The 13,939-nt window shown below is 63.8% G+C and carries 15 protein-coding genes; 7 read left to right on the top strand and 8 right to left on the bottom strand.

The window, feature by feature from the left end; translation table 11 throughout:
- Positions 1 to 10: 10 nt before the first annotated feature.
- Positions 11 to 751, bottom strand: a complete 741-nt coding sequence (locus tag ACNAOT_RS19880) for an alpha/beta fold hydrolase (RefSeq protein WP_364309063.1) — start codon at positions 749 to 751, stop codon at positions 11 to 13.
- Between the two features lie 73 nt (positions 752 to 824).
- Between ACNAOT_RS19880 and ACNAOT_RS19885 the strand changes: the two genes are divergently transcribed.
- Positions 825 to 1,523 carry a helix-turn-helix transcriptional regulator gene (locus ACNAOT_RS19885; RefSeq protein WP_364309062.1) on the top strand — a complete coding sequence of 233 codons (699 nt, stop codon included), beginning with the start codon at positions 825 to 827 and terminating at the stop codon, positions 1,521 to 1,523.
- 26 nt (positions 1,524 to 1,549) lie between these two features.
- On the opposite strand, the gene ACNAOT_RS19890 is transcribed toward ACNAOT_RS19885, so the two are convergent.
- The 5 genes from ACNAOT_RS19890 to ACNAOT_RS19910 all read right to left on the bottom strand — a co-directional run bounded on the left by ACNAOT_RS19890 (position 1,550) and on the right by ACNAOT_RS19910 (position 7,020).
- Complete coding sequence (locus tag ACNAOT_RS19890; protein WP_420179097.1) at positions 1,550 to 2,722, bottom strand: MFS transporter; 1,173 nt, start codon at positions 2,720 to 2,722, stop codon at positions 1,550 to 1,552.
- Positions 2,719 to 3,381 (bottom strand): GntR family transcriptional regulator, encoded by a 663-nt coding sequence (locus tag ACNAOT_RS19895; protein ID WP_364309059.1) that lies wholly within the window; start codon positions 3,379 to 3,381, stop codon positions 2,719 to 2,721. The genes ACNAOT_RS19890 and ACNAOT_RS19895 overlap by 4 nt, the downstream gene beginning before the upstream one ends.
- Before the next feature lie 446 nt (positions 3,382 to 3,827).
- Positions 3,828 to 4,169, bottom strand: coding sequence for a hypothetical protein (locus ACNAOT_RS19900; RefSeq protein ID WP_014922851.1), 342 nt, complete (start codon positions 4,167 to 4,169; stop codon positions 3,828 to 3,830).
- A gap of 89 nt (positions 4,170 to 4,258) precedes the next feature.
- Positions 4,259 to 5,977 (bottom strand): amidase, encoded by a 1,719-nt coding sequence (locus ACNAOT_RS19905; protein ID WP_420179098.1) that lies wholly within the window; start codon positions 5,975 to 5,977, stop codon positions 4,259 to 4,261.
- Complete coding sequence (locus tag ACNAOT_RS19910) at positions 5,977 to 7,020, bottom strand: agmatine deiminase family protein (RefSeq protein ID WP_420179099.1); 1,044 nt, start codon at positions 7,018 to 7,020, stop codon at positions 5,977 to 5,979. The genes ACNAOT_RS19905 and ACNAOT_RS19910 overlap by 1 nt, the downstream gene beginning before the upstream one ends.
- Positions 7,021 to 7,112: 92 nt before the next feature.
- Between ACNAOT_RS19910 and ACNAOT_RS19915 the strand changes: the two genes are divergently transcribed.
- Positions 7,113 to 7,748 (top strand): TetR/AcrR family transcriptional regulator, encoded by a 636-nt coding sequence (locus ACNAOT_RS19915; protein ID WP_420179100.1) that lies wholly within the window; start codon positions 7,113 to 7,115, stop codon positions 7,746 to 7,748.
- A gap of 28 nt (positions 7,749 to 7,776) precedes the next feature.
- On the opposite strand, the gene ACNAOT_RS19920 is transcribed toward ACNAOT_RS19915, so the two are convergent.
- Positions 7,777 to 8,763 carry a LacI family DNA-binding transcriptional regulator gene (locus tag ACNAOT_RS19920; RefSeq protein ID WP_420179101.1) on the bottom strand — a complete coding sequence of 329 codons (987 nt, stop codon included), beginning with the start codon at positions 8,761 to 8,763 and terminating at the stop codon, positions 7,777 to 7,779.
- 164 nt (positions 8,764 to 8,927) lie between these two features.
- Between ACNAOT_RS19920 and ACNAOT_RS19925 the strand changes: the two genes are divergently transcribed.
- From ACNAOT_RS19925 to ACNAOT_RS19945, 5 genes are all read left to right on the top strand, one after another.
- A complete protein-coding gene (locus ACNAOT_RS19925) occupies positions 8,928 to 9,143 on the top strand; it encodes a hypothetical protein (protein WP_364309050.1) in 216 nt (71 codons plus the stop codon).
- Entirely contained in the window at positions 9,140 to 10,645 is a 1,506-nt protein-coding gene (locus ACNAOT_RS19930; RefSeq protein WP_420179102.1) for a sodium:solute symporter family protein, read from the top strand. The genes ACNAOT_RS19925 and ACNAOT_RS19930 overlap by 4 nt, the downstream gene beginning before the upstream one ends.
- Positions 10,642 to 12,246 carry an amidohydrolase gene (locus ACNAOT_RS19935; protein WP_420179103.1) on the top strand — a complete coding sequence of 535 codons (1,605 nt, stop codon included), beginning with the start codon at positions 10,642 to 10,644 and terminating at the stop codon, positions 12,244 to 12,246. The genes ACNAOT_RS19930 and ACNAOT_RS19935 overlap by 4 nt, the downstream gene beginning before the upstream one ends.
- A gap of 58 nt (positions 12,247 to 12,304) precedes the next feature.
- On the top strand, positions 12,305 to 12,955 hold the full coding sequence (locus ACNAOT_RS19940) for a CG0192-related protein (protein WP_420179104.1): 651 nt from the start codon (positions 12,305 to 12,307) through the stop codon (positions 12,953 to 12,955).
- A gap of 87 nt (positions 12,956 to 13,042) precedes the next feature.
- Positions 13,043 to 13,465, top strand: coding sequence for a hypothetical protein (locus ACNAOT_RS19945; RefSeq protein ID WP_091470037.1), 423 nt, complete (start codon positions 13,043 to 13,045; stop codon positions 13,463 to 13,465).
- A gap of 25 nt (positions 13,466 to 13,490) precedes the next feature.
- Here the strand turns inward: ACNAOT_RS19945 and ACNAOT_RS19950 are convergent, their stop codons facing one another.
- Positions 13,491 to 13,793 carry a DUF3040 domain-containing protein gene (locus ACNAOT_RS19950; protein WP_420179105.1) on the bottom strand — a complete coding sequence of 101 codons (303 nt, stop codon included), beginning with the start codon at positions 13,791 to 13,793 and terminating at the stop codon, positions 13,491 to 13,493.
- Between the last annotated feature and the right edge of the window lie 146 nt (positions 13,794 to 13,939).

A 13,939-nucleotide genomic window follows, 5' to 3' on the forward strand; every position in this document is an offset into this window, starting at 1 on the left:
CTGCACTGGTTCAGTTGGCTCGTGAGGAAGCTGACTGGATGACCTTGGCCAGGTCCCGGGGGCGGCTCCACATGGGCCAATGTCCCGTGGGGAGGTCAATGACGTCGAGATGCTCGATGTTCGCGACTTCAGCAAACATGGCATGGCCTGTGTGGGCCAACTCCAGCACCTGCGCGCCAGGGATGGAGCAGCACACCAAGGTGGTCCGGACCTTGCGGCGGGCATCGTTCCGCAGCTCGACGGGCTGACGAAGTACTGGACCGGGCTCAGGGACTGCACGGGACCGAAAACGCTCGAGGACCTCTGTGCTCAAACCTTCGAGGCTGGCCTGCTGTGCGAGGACTTCGAGGGACGGCAGCGGGAGCTCCTCCAACCCTTCCGGGAGATCAGGGGCGAAGACGCTCCCTGTCGCAAGGGGGCCGGAGTCGACCCACACCACCAGATGAACAAGCTCAGGGTGTCGGTCAAGGACAAGGCTGACAGGGGCGTTGGCCCCACTGTGAGCGACGATTGTCGCGGGCTGATCTTCGGAAGTACCGAGTCCGGCAAAGATGTCCAGGATGGCTGCAGCTTGATCGTCGAGGGTCTTCGTCGCCCGTTGAGGATCGTCCCCATCGAGACCCGGGAGTGTCACCGCAACTGCACGGGAGTGGTCGGTTTCCAGGTGTTCAAGGACTTCATCCCACGCCCAGGCGCCCAGCCAGTGGCCGGCGATGAGGATGATGTCCGGACTGCTTGTAGTTGTTGTCATATCACTACCCTCGCAGGCGCCAAGGACAAGTGTGTGTCACTATTTATGTCATGAATTTCGTGCGGCCTGAACGGTGAAGCGAACAGAACGCCTCCATGCTCTGTCCGAGATGCTTCGCCGCAGCGGAACGCGGGGGGTCTCCGCCGAGCGGCTGGCGAGAGAGTTCGAAGTGTCCGTGCGCACAGTCAAGAGGGACCTGGATGCGTTGGAGAGCAGCGGTGCCCCCGTATGGTCGCGCCCAGGGCCGGGCGGTGGCTACGGGTTGGCCGCTGGCGCTTCCCTGCCGCCCGTAAGCCTGTCCCCAACGCAGGCCGTAGCGCTCATGGCAGCCGTGTCTGCTGCACCCGACGCCCCCTATGCCGATCTGGCAGCAGCCGGGATTCGGAAGATCGTAGATGTCCTCGATCCCAAGACCCGAGCAAGAGCCGACGAGCTTGCTGGCCGTGTCTGGGTTAATGCGGGTCCCCCATCCTCGCGCACCATCAGGTCGGCTCTGGAGCAGGCGATGTCCGAGCAGCGGGTAATCCGCATCCGCTACACATCGAAGGACGGGAGTACGACCATCCGCGACGTCGAACCCGTGCTGTTCGCCTCAACGAACGGCCAGTGGTACTTGGTTGGCTGGTGTCGACTCCGCGACGCCATGAGATGGTTCATCGTGTCGCGCATCGATCGGGCCAGCGTAACCAAAACGGCTTGCGGCGGCCATACTATCCACGAGGTCGGAGAACCCCCTGCGAACGCCAGACCCGTGCACGGTCGGGGCGTGTAAGCCGCGAACTTCTCAGCTCAGTACAGCTAGTCGTCCAGCCGCACACCACGCAGCAACAACATGGTTCCACCCACGGCTACTGCGGATGCCAGGAACACTCCCGCCGCACCGAGTCCTACCGCCACGACGCCTATCGCGCTGGGCAGGACCACTTGGCCCACCCTGTTACCCGCCAACCGCAAGGCGAGCGCACGGCCGCGTTGGCCTTCGGGCGCTTGGGCTGAGAGCCAGGACATGGTCAGTGGTTGGCCGATTCCGAGCCCCAAACCGAGGAATGCCATGACGATGAAGAGCAACCACACGGGCATGGGAATCGCGGCCACCCCCAGCGATACCGTGGAAATGGCCAAGCTGAGGACCAGCAGTTTCATCCTGCCAAGTTTGCGGGACATGTTGCCCAGCCCAAGCCGGGAGACCATGGAAAACACGGCGCGAACCGTCAGCATCAGACCCACGGTGGCCGCAGTCAGGCCACGTTCGGCGCCGAGTGCCGGCAGGTACACGACGGTCAGGTCCACCACTGCCAGGACAGTAGCACTGGTGGCCAACGCCCGGACGACGCCGGGAGTCCTGAGAAGGGCGGCCGCACTGCCCTTTGGTCCTCCCTTGGCAGTGCGTCTCCCTCGGCTGACCTTCGAGGAAATCACGAACGTGGTCAGGAAGAGCACCAGGCTCATCGCCGTCGCGAGCAGGAAGATCGCGTTGGTGTTCGGGCGAACAGACGCACCGCCAACCACGGATATGGCCAACGGTCCAAGAGCCTGGCCCAGAGAGGCTGCGAAGGTCAGATAACCGAAAGCGGAGTCCAGGCGCGTTGACGCCGCATTGTTCGCAACCACAGCCTGCTGCCCCACCACGCAGGCCAACTGCCCTGCGCCCAGAAGCGCTGTGCCCGCCACCAGCGCGGGGACTGACGTCCCCCAGAACAGCAGAAAGGCGGAACAACCCAGCACGACGGCGGCCCCGATCGCCATGAGGCGACGCTCACCAAGGCGGTCCACCAGTCCGCCGATGGGCAGGGCGAGCAGTAGGGGAAACACAGCGTAGCTCGCGGCAAGAAGGCCGAGGGCGAACCCAGGAACATCCAGCTCCAAGGCGCGGTACGTGGTGGCCGGCCGGACCAGGAAGGTGACAGCCTGGATGAGGGCCGAGTGGACCAGGAGTGCGGTGGACGAACGCCGTCCGAGTTCGCCGATCATTCGACCACGAGGCCAGTGCTCGAGATGACGCGCAAGGTCTCATCACGTGCGCCAATGACATGATCGAAGGCGACCTTGGCTGCCTTATCCGCATCCTTGGAAACAATGGCTTCGACCAAGAGCCGGTGATTGGCAAGCGCTTCGTCACGGCGTTCGGGAGCGTTGTTGGTGAAGTATCGGTAGCGTTCAACCTGGCTGGCGATCTGCTCATGGAAGCGCTGGGCCCAGGAGTTCCGCGCAATCCTGGCGATCGCAGCGTGCAGGGCAACCCCGTATTTCATGGCCTCGTCGGCAAACTCCACCATCGCGGCGTTGCGGGCCAGGATGCCGCGCAGTTCCTCAAGGTCCGCCGCGGTGGCGTTGGCGCAGGCCTCACGTGCCATCAGGGATTCCAACGCTGCGCGAACATCGTACAGCTCAGAAATCACCTTCTCATCCAGCGCGGGAACCAGGACTCCTCCGGTGGCCTGCTGTTCCAGCAGGCTCTCGGAAATCAGGCGGCGGATAGCTTCCCTCAGTGGGGTACGGCTGACCTGCAGGGCTGTGGCCATGGCGGGTTCGTAGATGCGCGCACCTGGCTTAAGTTCGAGGCTGAGGATCTGGCGCTTCAGCTCGCCGTAGACAAGGTGCGCCCCCGTATTTCGTGGTTGTTCTGCCATGACGTGCCGCCTTCAGGGAAGTGTACTTGTATACATCTATACACCGCTCTCAGGCGGGTGAGCAAAAGAGATTCAGCTGCGACCACTTAGGCAGCCAGTCGATGCCGTGGGACTCCACGGAAGCGCGACGCGCGAGGTGAGCTTCGCCGTCGGGCCTGACCTTGGCCCCGACGAAAAGTAACCCTCTCTCACATCCCGAGCCCTTCCCACCCACCCTCTCTCCCTTTCTTCAGAAGAGTGATAGACGGTGCGGCACCAAAGGGTCGGGAGGTGATAGACGGTTGGCACCAAAGCGACGGGAGGTGAGAGAGGGTTCCGTTTTTAGGGCGGGAAAGTGATAGGGGGTTGGGCACGCAGAAGGGGACCGGTTATCCAACCGGTCCCCTTCTGCGTGTTCAGCACGTCTGTGTGTTCAGCACGTCTGTGCGTTCAGCGCGCGGGCGTCATTAGCCGCGGCAGAGCTCGCCGAACTTGGCGCCGGCTTCCTGGAAGGCCGACGTGAGCTCGCCCATCTTTGCTTCGTTCGGCTCTTCCTTCGCCTGCTCATCCAAATACTCAAGGATGGCTGTGACTACAGGCTTCATCTCGGTGGACGCCACCGGTTCGATGGGCCTGATGGCGTTGGCTGCGCGGTTCGAAGCCGTCTGGCTCGGGTTCTGCGGAATACTGGCTGCGGCGACGCCAACGCGGTCACAGGTTTCCGCGGTGGTCAGCTGCTGCTGAGCGGAACAGGCGGATGCCGAGGCAATAAGCCCGGCAGCGATCAGGACAGTGGTGAGTTTCTTCATGGTTCCCTCAGTGGTCGACGTCCCTTTGATTGTAATCAGAGCCGACGCCCCATCACGCATTGGGTCCCGTAGGGCCGCCGTCGAATCCGTTACAGCGCCGGCGTACGGGGTGGCACCGTCCGGCGCGAACCGGTGGCTTCGAAGGCTGCAGCCAGCAGCAGCAGTGCCGTGTCATCGTACGCGCGGCCGGCAAAAGTGAGGCCCACGGGCATGCCGATATCCGCCATGGTTCCCATCGGTACAGTAACCGTGGGGATGCCCAGGTGCCTTGGGACGAGGTTGCCGTTGGCCACCCAGACGCCGTTGCGCCAGCCGAGGTCCGCAGACGCAGGGTTGACGTCCATGTCGGCAGGACCGACATCCGCGGCTGCCGGGAACAGGACAGCGTCCAATCCGAGTGCGTCCATCCACTCCTCAAGGTCAACACGCCTTGTCTCCTCAAGCCCCCGCACACCGCCCTCCAATTCGGGGATCTCGGTGAATCGGGAAACTCCGTGCTCACGGACATGTCCTGGATACTCGGCGATGTCGTCGTCGAACCCGGCGTACCGGTCCGGCAAGGCGCCTTCAGGGTGCGGGAAGATCGTTGCACCGTCCACATCGGCGAGTCTGCTGAGCGCGGGGTCGCCGTTGGCGCGTAGGAAGTCGTCCCAAGCCCAGGAGGAAAGGTCCACGATTTCGCGCTTCAAGTATTCAGGGCTGACAAGGCCGCGGGTGGCGATGGTGGGTGCGCCCGGGCGGTCGCCTTCGTAATTTGAAACCACCGGGAAATCCACCAACACAACCTCGGCCCCGGCTGATTCGAGGTCGCGTTTGGCAGCCTCCCACAGTTCCATCACGGAAGCCCGGGTCTCTATGCGTTGCCCGGTGGGCCCGCCGATCCCCGGCTTGATGCTGGTCCCTGCGTCGGGATCTGCGTTGATGTACATTCGCGGAACTCCGAAGCGCTTTCCCCGCAACGCCAACCGTCCGCCGTCGAGGTTTTCCGGTGACAGTGCCACATACGACTCCGGCCGGACCTCGGAGGACTTCGGGATCTGTACCCAGGGTTGCGCGCGCCAGAAGTCGCCTCGGGTTTCTGCGTCGTCAGCCACAATCAAGTCGAGCAACTCCAACATGTCAGCCATGCTCCGCGTGTGCGGGACCACCACGTCCATGGTGGGGACGAGCGGCCAGTTGCCGCGCACCGAAATGACGCCGCGGGAGGGCGTGTACGCGCACAGAGCATTGTTCGACGCCGGTGCGCGGCCACTCGACCAGGTCTCCTCGCCCAAGCCGAAAGCGGCGAAGCTGGCGGCCGTCGCGGTGCCGGAACCGTTCGAGGAACCGGAACCGAAGGCGGCTGTCAGGAAGTCTGCGTTGTACGGGCTTTCAGCCCGGCCGTAGACGCCGCGCTGCATGCCTCCGTTGGCCATGGGCGGCATGTTGGTCAGGCCGATGAGCACCGCGCCGGCATCGCGGAGTCGCTCGATGGTGAAGGCATCACGCTGCGCCACCAACTGCTCAAAGGCGGGCGATCCGGCCGCGGCAGTGAGCCCCTTGGCCAAGTAGCTGTCCTTGGCGGTGTAGGGAATGCCATCCAACGGACCCCTTACCGAGCCTTGGGCCCGGCGCTCATCCGATGCGCGGGCGTCCGCCAAAGCATCGGGGTTCATGACCACCAGTGCGTTGAGCTTGATGCCGTTGCGGTCATAAGCATCAATGCGGTCAAGGTATGCCTGGGTGAGCTGTTCGCTGGTCACCTCCCCTGCTTCCAGTGCCTCGCGAAGCTGCGCGATGGAGGCTTCAACGACGTCGAAGTGAGCCACTACCTTGCACCGCCGTTGAGTTTGGGCTGCTGCTGGGTGATGCAGTGGATACCGCCGCCGCGGGCAAGGATGGGGCGTGCGTCGACGGTGACAACGCGCCGGCCAGGATAGGCCTCAGCCAGGATTTCTGCCGCGAGCGAGTCCGCGCGCTCTTCGCCGTAACCACAGGCGATGACGCCGCCATTGACCACGAGGTGGTTGACGTAGCTCCAGTCCACAAAGCCGTCTTCGTCGCGCAGCGTTTCCGGTGCGGGCAGTGGCACAATCTCGAAAGGTTTGCCTGCCGCGTCGGTCCGCGTTTCCAGGAACGATTGGAGTGTGCGGCTGACTTCGTAGTCCGGGTGCTCCGGGTTGGTCTGTGAGTGCAACAGGATCCGGCCCGGAGCGGGAAGGGCGGCCACCATGTCGATGTGGCCGCGGGTGCCCAGGTCCTCGTAGTCGCGGGTCAGGCCGCGGGGAACCCAGATGATCTTGGTGGCGCCGATGGTGCGGGCCAGTTCAGCCTCGACTGCTGCCTTGTCCGCGTAGGGGTTCCGGCCGGGATCCAGCTGCACTGTTTCGGTGACCAGCACGGTTCCTTCGCCGTCCACGTGGATAGCGCCGCCTTCGTTCACCAGCAACGAGCTCACCAGCTCGGCACCGGACTTTTCCGCGACGAAACGGGCCATGCCGGCACTCTTCTCCCATTCGGACCACGCCGGCGCGCCCCAGCCGTTGAAGATCCAGTCCACTGCGCCAAGCACGCCGGGACGCTCGTCATCCAGCACAAAGGTGGGTCCGACGTCGCGCATCCAGAACTCATCCAGCGGCGCCTCGACCTGCTCGATGCCGCTGCCCAGCATGCGGGCGGCCCGATCGCGCTCGCTGGGGTCCACCACCATAGCGACCGGCTCGAACTCCGCCACTGCGTGGGCGACGGCGGTCCACGTCGCGTAGGCCTCTTCGGCAGAAGCGGCGTCGTCACCAAGTGTCAGGCCGGTGCGGGGGAACGCCATCCAGGTGCGCTCATGCGGTGCGGTTTCGGCCGGCATTCTCCAAGCCATGGGTGACTCCTTCGTCTTCTTACGCGTTGCGGCGATTCTCTTGTTGATCACACGATCAACAATGCTAAAAAGGTAATCTAGACTGGTCCTTGATGTCAAGCACCCCACAGAAGCGCGCAATCCGGAAGTCGCCGGCGGAACGCGCCGCAGAAATCACCGAGGCCGCCCGCGAGATCGCACTCGAAGCAGGTCTCACAGCACTCACCTTGCGCAATGTTGCCGCCCGCGTGGGTGTCGCTTCCGGCCTGGTGGCGCACTACCAGCCCAATATGGACGCGCTCGTCTCAAGCACGTTCGCCACCATCGTGGCCGCCGAAACACAAGAAATCGCAGGCCTGCTGAGCCAGCGCCCCAACCCCACCGAACGCCTTGGCCTCCTGGTAGAGACGCTCCTGGACAACAGCAGGCTCGACGTCACCGCAATCTGGGTCGAAGCCTGGACACTGGGACGCCGCAACGAAACCCTGGCCGCCTCTGTCCGTGAGCAAATGGATGCCTGGCAGGAGGTCTTCCAGGGAGTGGTGGAGGACGGAAACGCGACGGGAGCCTTCAATGTTTCCGATCCCGCCGCCGTCGCATGGCAGATCCTGGGCATGGTCGACGGCCTGAACGCCCAGGCCTTGGTCCGCTGGGATGGGGTCAACGACCGCGGCACCCACCTGGCCCACGCCGTCGAGGGAATGGTGGGCGCGGCGCGAGGTTCACTCACTTCTAACACCGCGCTTTAGGGCGAGCGCGTCGGCCATGGGCGCCAGATCAGCGCGCCAACAATACGCTCGCGCCCTCAAACCACCGATGCACTGGCGGGCCGTCCGGTTCCCTGATAATTGCATCCAACAGCTCAGTAGCCGCCTTCCCGTAGGCGCGGGGTGCGAGGTCGATTGAGCTGATCAGCGGATTGCCCGTTTCCACAGTGGCCGCACCTGCGAACGAGACAACATCCAGGTCCCTGCCCAGCAGAATCCCCCGGCTTTCCAAAACGATCTGGCTCTGGGCAGCCTGCCCCTGGGCACCGCAGACCAGCGCATCTGCGCCACCGATGTCCACAGCCTGGGTAATGGCAGCCACCAGGTCCCGCGGGCTTGCACCCGCACCAACCTCATGGACGCGGGGCTCAAGGCCGTTCCGGACACACCAGTCGGTGTAGGTGCGGCGCGTGTCAACGGCCCAGGACGAAGCGATCGCGTCGTCGACGGCGAGCAACGCCGGACGACGACGCCCACGGTCCAGCAAATGCTCCAACACCTCGGTCTGCAATTCAACGTGATGCGCTTCCAGCGTTCCTTTGACACGCTCCTCACCAGGACCGGCGTACCGTCCAACGCTAACAGTCGGGATGCCGTCGGCGAGCAGGGCCGCCACGAGCGGCTCCCCCGGAGCAGGGTCGATGGCTATGACTCCATCGACTTGGAAAGCCATCCGGGGAGTGAGTTCGCGCGCAAAAAGAGTGACGTCGTAGTCAGCAGCAGCCGCGCCCTCCGTGACGCCAAAGGCAAAGTCCATGTAAAAAGCGAGACTGCGGGCAACCGGAGGTATGTGGAGGCCGATGGCGCCGATCCGGTTGACGCGCAGGCTGCGGGCGGCGCGATTGGTGACGTAGCCGAGGCGGTCCGCAGTTTTCTGGATGAGTTCGCGTTTCTCATCGGAGATACGGCCGGAGCCGCCCAATGCGCTGGACACTGTGGTCTTGGACAGGCCGAGCTCGCGCGCGATGTCCATGATGGTTGCCCGGGTTCTCGCCATGACCTCATCCTAGGCGGCGCCCAGGCAAGGGTGCTTCCATGATGTTCGGGAAGCCCTTGACATCGACTCTGTGACGTCCCACACTTTTATTTGCGGGAACGTTCCCGCAAATCGTCTTCTTCGCTTACATCCGGCCAACGACGCCCGGAGGAATGGATCCCCCAATGTCCCAAGCTGTCCTGACTTCGGACCGCCGAAGCACTATACGCAGGACGATCTTCGTGATCGATATCCTGCTCCTACTCGCCCCACCCGTGCACTGGTTATTCGGCGACGGTCAATCCACCATCTGGTACTTTCTCGTGGCCAACGCCTTGGTGACCTTGTCCCTCTTCGCCCTGTGGTTCACAAGGGATACCGATGAGGAGGCAACGCCATGAATATGCTGATCGGTTACGGAGCCATTCTGCTGTTCACCGTGCTGGTGGTGGTTGTCATGAACCGCAGCCGGCGGGCGGACAAATCCATGAGCGAATACGCCACAGGCGGCCGCTCCTTCAGCTCCTGGTTCGGCACCATGGCATTCCTCAACACCTGGCTTGCCGGCACCATGTTCATTTCCTTCGCCGGTCTCACTGCCAGTGCCGGCGCCATCGGCTTCTATTCCTTGTCCTACTCGCTGCTCAGCGTGGTGCTGATGTTCTTCCTCGGCACCCCGGTGAACAAGTGGGGTCGCATCCACGATCTCCGGACCCAGGCAGATCTACTCGGCCTGCGCTACAACTCACGCTCGGTACGGGTCATCGCCGCCCTCATCGGCGTCCTTGCCTCCATTCCATGGGTTGTTCTGGGGATGCAGTCCTTAGGGCTCGTCTTCTCCACCCTGTCCTTTGGGCAGGTTTCCCCATACGTGGCTGTGGTGATCGGTGTGCTCTTCATCGCCGCCCGCCAGATCTGGACGGTCAAGCTGGGTACCCGCGGCCTGATCATCAGCGACATGGTTCAAGGGATTTTCGCCTACGGGGTGGGCTTCCTGGTGATCCTCGGACTCCTGGTGTGGCTCATTACCAATGGCCATGGGGTCAACGAGGTATCGCCCAGCTTGCTCCAATTGCCCGGTCCAGGCAGCGCAGCGGGCCCGTTCTACCTGTTCTCCCTGATTTTCACCGGAATGATGGGCGCTTGGTGCTGGCCGGACCTCTTTGTCCGGATGTTCAGCGTCAAAACCCCCAAAACGGTACAGAAGTCCGCCGTTCAGGCAGCACCGATCATGTTCCTGTTCTCAGCCGCGCTCACCACGGTCTGCCTCCTGGCCAGCAGTATCCCGAGTGTTTCCGAGGCCCCGGACACCGTGTGGTTCATCCTGGCGGGTATCGGCGGAGCGGGCATGGTTGCCATTGCCGGCGTGTGTGTTGTGGCCGCCACCATGGGCAACGTCGGAGCCAACCTGCAGGCCGTCGGCACGCAGTTGGCCAACGATGTGATCGGCGTTCGCAAACAAGAGCGCATCGAATCCGCGAAGGGTGCAAAGATCGCCGTCGCCGCCATCACCCTAATCTCAGCCGGCGCGGCACTCTTGATGGCAAACCAGGTCTCCGGCCTGATCGCGGTGGCCTTTGTGTCCTACCAGGCCATCTGCCAACTGGCCCCTACGCTCCTGCTCGGCATCTTCTGGCGCCGCGGGACAGCGGCTGCTGCCAACGCCGCGATGGTTTCGGGGATCCTGGTGGCAGCCGTTCTGGAGCTCATGTACCCAAGCCCCCTCTCGATTCCATGGTTGGGTGGGCTGACCTCCGGAGTGGCCGGTTTGATCGTCAACCTCGCTGTCTACCTAGTGGTTTCCATCGTCAAGCCAGCCCCCGCCGCAGAACAGGCCCGCGTTGACTCGCTCTTCGAGGGACTGAAGAAGAAGGAACCCATGAGTGAAGGAGCACTGACGTGACGGTCGCAGACACCATGGTCCTGGCACGCCGAATCCACACGCTGGACCCGGACCTGCCAACCGCCACCGCCCTTGCGATCACAGACGGCCGGATTGCCGCCGTCGGGTCCCTTTCAGAACTGAAGCCGTTTAGCGGACCCGGCACCACTGTCCTGGACTACGGTGACGCGACGATCGTCCCCGGCCTGAACGACAGCCACACTCATGTGGTTTTCGGCCTCGATCTGGCCCGTGGCTTGCAGTTGACGGACCTCGGTCCCCTTGACGAGGTGCAACGGATCATCGGGGACGCCGCCGCGGCTGCCGAGCCCGGTGAGTGGGTGATCGGTTGGGGCCTGGACCCTAATCTCTTCACCGGCATCGGCTTCAGCGGCTGCCTTTTCGACGACGCCACCGGCCCGGTGCCGATGTTCCTGCGCATGCGTGACGGCCACTCGGCGATTGTCAATTCGGCGGCGTTGGCCGCGTCCGGGATCACGGGTCCGGTGGACTTTCCGGACGAGTCACTGATAGACGTCGACGACAAGGGCACGCCCACCGGCTACCTCGTCGAGTTCAGCGCGATGGATCTGGCGACGAAAGCCCTCCCGCAGGAGAGCTTTGACGTCCGCGCCGAAAGGCTGGACGAGCTGCTCAACGGAATGGCCGCCGTCGGAATCACTTCCACGCATGTCATGGACTATGCGGAGGGGTCGGGGGAACTCGCCGCCCATCTTGAGGCAACGGGCGAGCTTCCCCTCCGGCTGCGCTTCTCCCCCATGGTCCATGCCGGCGCGTCGCTGCACGAGCTCGAGAAAGCTGCGGCGCTGCAAGGCACGGGCGGCAGGCGGTGGCGGGTGGAAGGAGTGAAGTTCTTCATCGACGGCACCATCGACAACGGTTCGGCGTGGCTGGAACAACCTGATGCCTACGGCGAGAACCATGAATCGGTATGGACTGATCCCGAGGACTTCCAGAAAGCACTGAGGTTCTTTGTAGAGCGCGGCATTCCCACAGCCACTCACGCCATCGGTGACCAAGGGGTCCGGTACGTCCTTGATGCGCTTGAGGCCGCCGGGGATTCCCGGGGTTTGGCCGCACACAGGATCGAGCACATCGAGACCATCCCCGACGATCTGGTGACCCGGTTTGCCGAACTCGGTGTCGCGGCCAGCATGCAGCCGGTCCACGGCACGCACCACACTCGTGCCGACCGCACGGACAACTGGTCCGTCCGCCTAGGCGGCGAAAGGGCCGCCCGCGGATGGCGGTGCCGGGATCTTCGGGAAGCCGGGGTGACCGTGGCCCTGGGCTCAGACTGGCCCATCACACCGTACGATCCGCGGGCAATGATGGCCGATTCAATCCTTCGGCGGCCGGTTGAGCGGTCGGACGTTGAGCCGGTCCAACCGGAGCAGGCACTCACCGCCCTGATGGCCCTGGAGGGTTACACGAGCCATGCCGCGGCCGCTGCCGGCCTGACTGCGGAAACGGGCACCATCAGCGTGGGGAAGCTGGCCGACCTCACGGTGTTCGAGCAGGATCCCCTGCTGGTCACACCGGAAGAACTGGCCAGGACGTCCGTGGTGGCCACGTTCGTGAGCGGGCTGCCTACGCGCTAGCTGCCGGGGCAGGGTGCCGGGCTTCGGGACCCCTGCACCCTGCCCTAGGCTGGGGAGCATGGCGATCATTCACAAGGCAACCCTGTCCCCGTCCAAGCTCGAACTCATCGCTGACTACCTTCCGAAGCAGCCCTGGTTCATCCAGGATGGTTCCCCGGAGCTCATTGGCGCCTACCGCTTTGACGATCCCGCCGGCGAAGTGGGCCTCGAGACGCACATCGTCACCGCCGGGGAGCGCGTCTACCAAGTTCCCCTCAGCTACCGCAGCTACGAACTGGCCGGCGCTGAGGAGTGGCTCATCGGCACCATGGACCACTCCGTCCTGGGCAAGCGCTGGGTCTACGACGCTTGCGGGGACCCCATCTATGTCAAGGCCTTGGCCACCGCCATCCTGACTGGCCAGAAAGAGGCCGAACTCATTGTCGACGGAGAGCTGGGACCCCGTCCCAGCACGGTCACCGTGAAGGGCAGCGGAAAGCTCGACGGCGGCATCCCAGCCTTGAGTGCCTCGGCGCCGGTATCGGGTAGCGGCGTGACCATCATTGACGCGGGCGGGCTGCGGCTGAAGGTTGCCCGGGTCCTGGATGTGGCAGCTGATGCTTCGTCCAACACCGCTGCAGCCCCCGAGCTTCACAGCGAACTCACGCTGAACGGCCAGTGGGCAGGGCTGGAGGAATCGGTGGAGCTGGCGTCGGTGGTTCGGAACTAACCGTCGACGCCGGGGAGCATCTGTTGGTCACCGCAGCACCGGCGTAGGCTGACAACGACGCCGTCTAACTACGTGAGGGGTTTCATCATGTACAAAGCGCAAAGCATCATTCCCGCGGCCCAGGACCTTGCCCGTGAGTGGGTAACCCATGCAACGGAGGGCAAGTCCGCCCAGACAGATGCAGTGGTGAGGTGGGCTTTGGCACGGATCAACCATGCCGATGTCCCTTCAGTGGTCCAAGGCGTGATGCTCACTCTGACCGGCAACAAGAAGGCCGCCAAGGAAGCTAAACGGACCGCTACCAGGGCAGTCAAGAAGGCCACCCAGGCCCTCAGCCGGAAGACCACGCAGCGCAGCTCCGGCCGAGCCATATGGTTTACTGCCCTTGCTGCCGCCATAGTGGGGGCCGGCGCAGTGTTTGCCTGGCGGACCATGCTGCCCCCGGGCGAACCCGAGCCTGCCAAGCAGCCGGAAACCTCAGTCCAGCCTCCGGTTCCTCCGGTGCCCTAATGTGTCAGTCGCGACGCCGGCCCCGTCAAGAGGCCGGGTCGTCGTCGCGCCTTTCAATGCGTCTCCGCAGCGAGGTTCCGGCCAAAAGCCAATAGGCTCCGCCGCTGGCCAGCAAGAAGCCCGCAACACCGAGGATCACAAGCTGGGTGACGATCCCTGCAATGACCAGGACAAAGCCGATCAGAACTGCCAGTGCGCCGGAAACCGCACGGGCTATCGCCCCACGCGGGCGGCCCGACTTCAGCTCAAAGGCGAGGTCGGGATCCGTTGCAGCGAGATCCCGCTCCAGCTCTTCCAAGCTCCTGCGTTCTTCATCCGACAACGACATCGGAATTCCTCACCACACAAGCAGGGCCGCAACCTGCGGCGATGCTCAGAACATCCGCACGAGCGCTGCTTGCCGTGCTATGCCTTCATTATCTGCCCGATGCCCCGTTCTTACCAACGGTCCTAAGCATGCTTACGATGGAAGGG

Source organism: Paenarthrobacter sp. TA1.8 (assembly GCF_048595705.1).
GTDB classification, from domain to species: domain Bacteria; phylum Actinomycetota; class Actinomycetes; order Actinomycetales; family Micrococcaceae; genus Arthrobacter; species Arthrobacter nitroguajacolicus.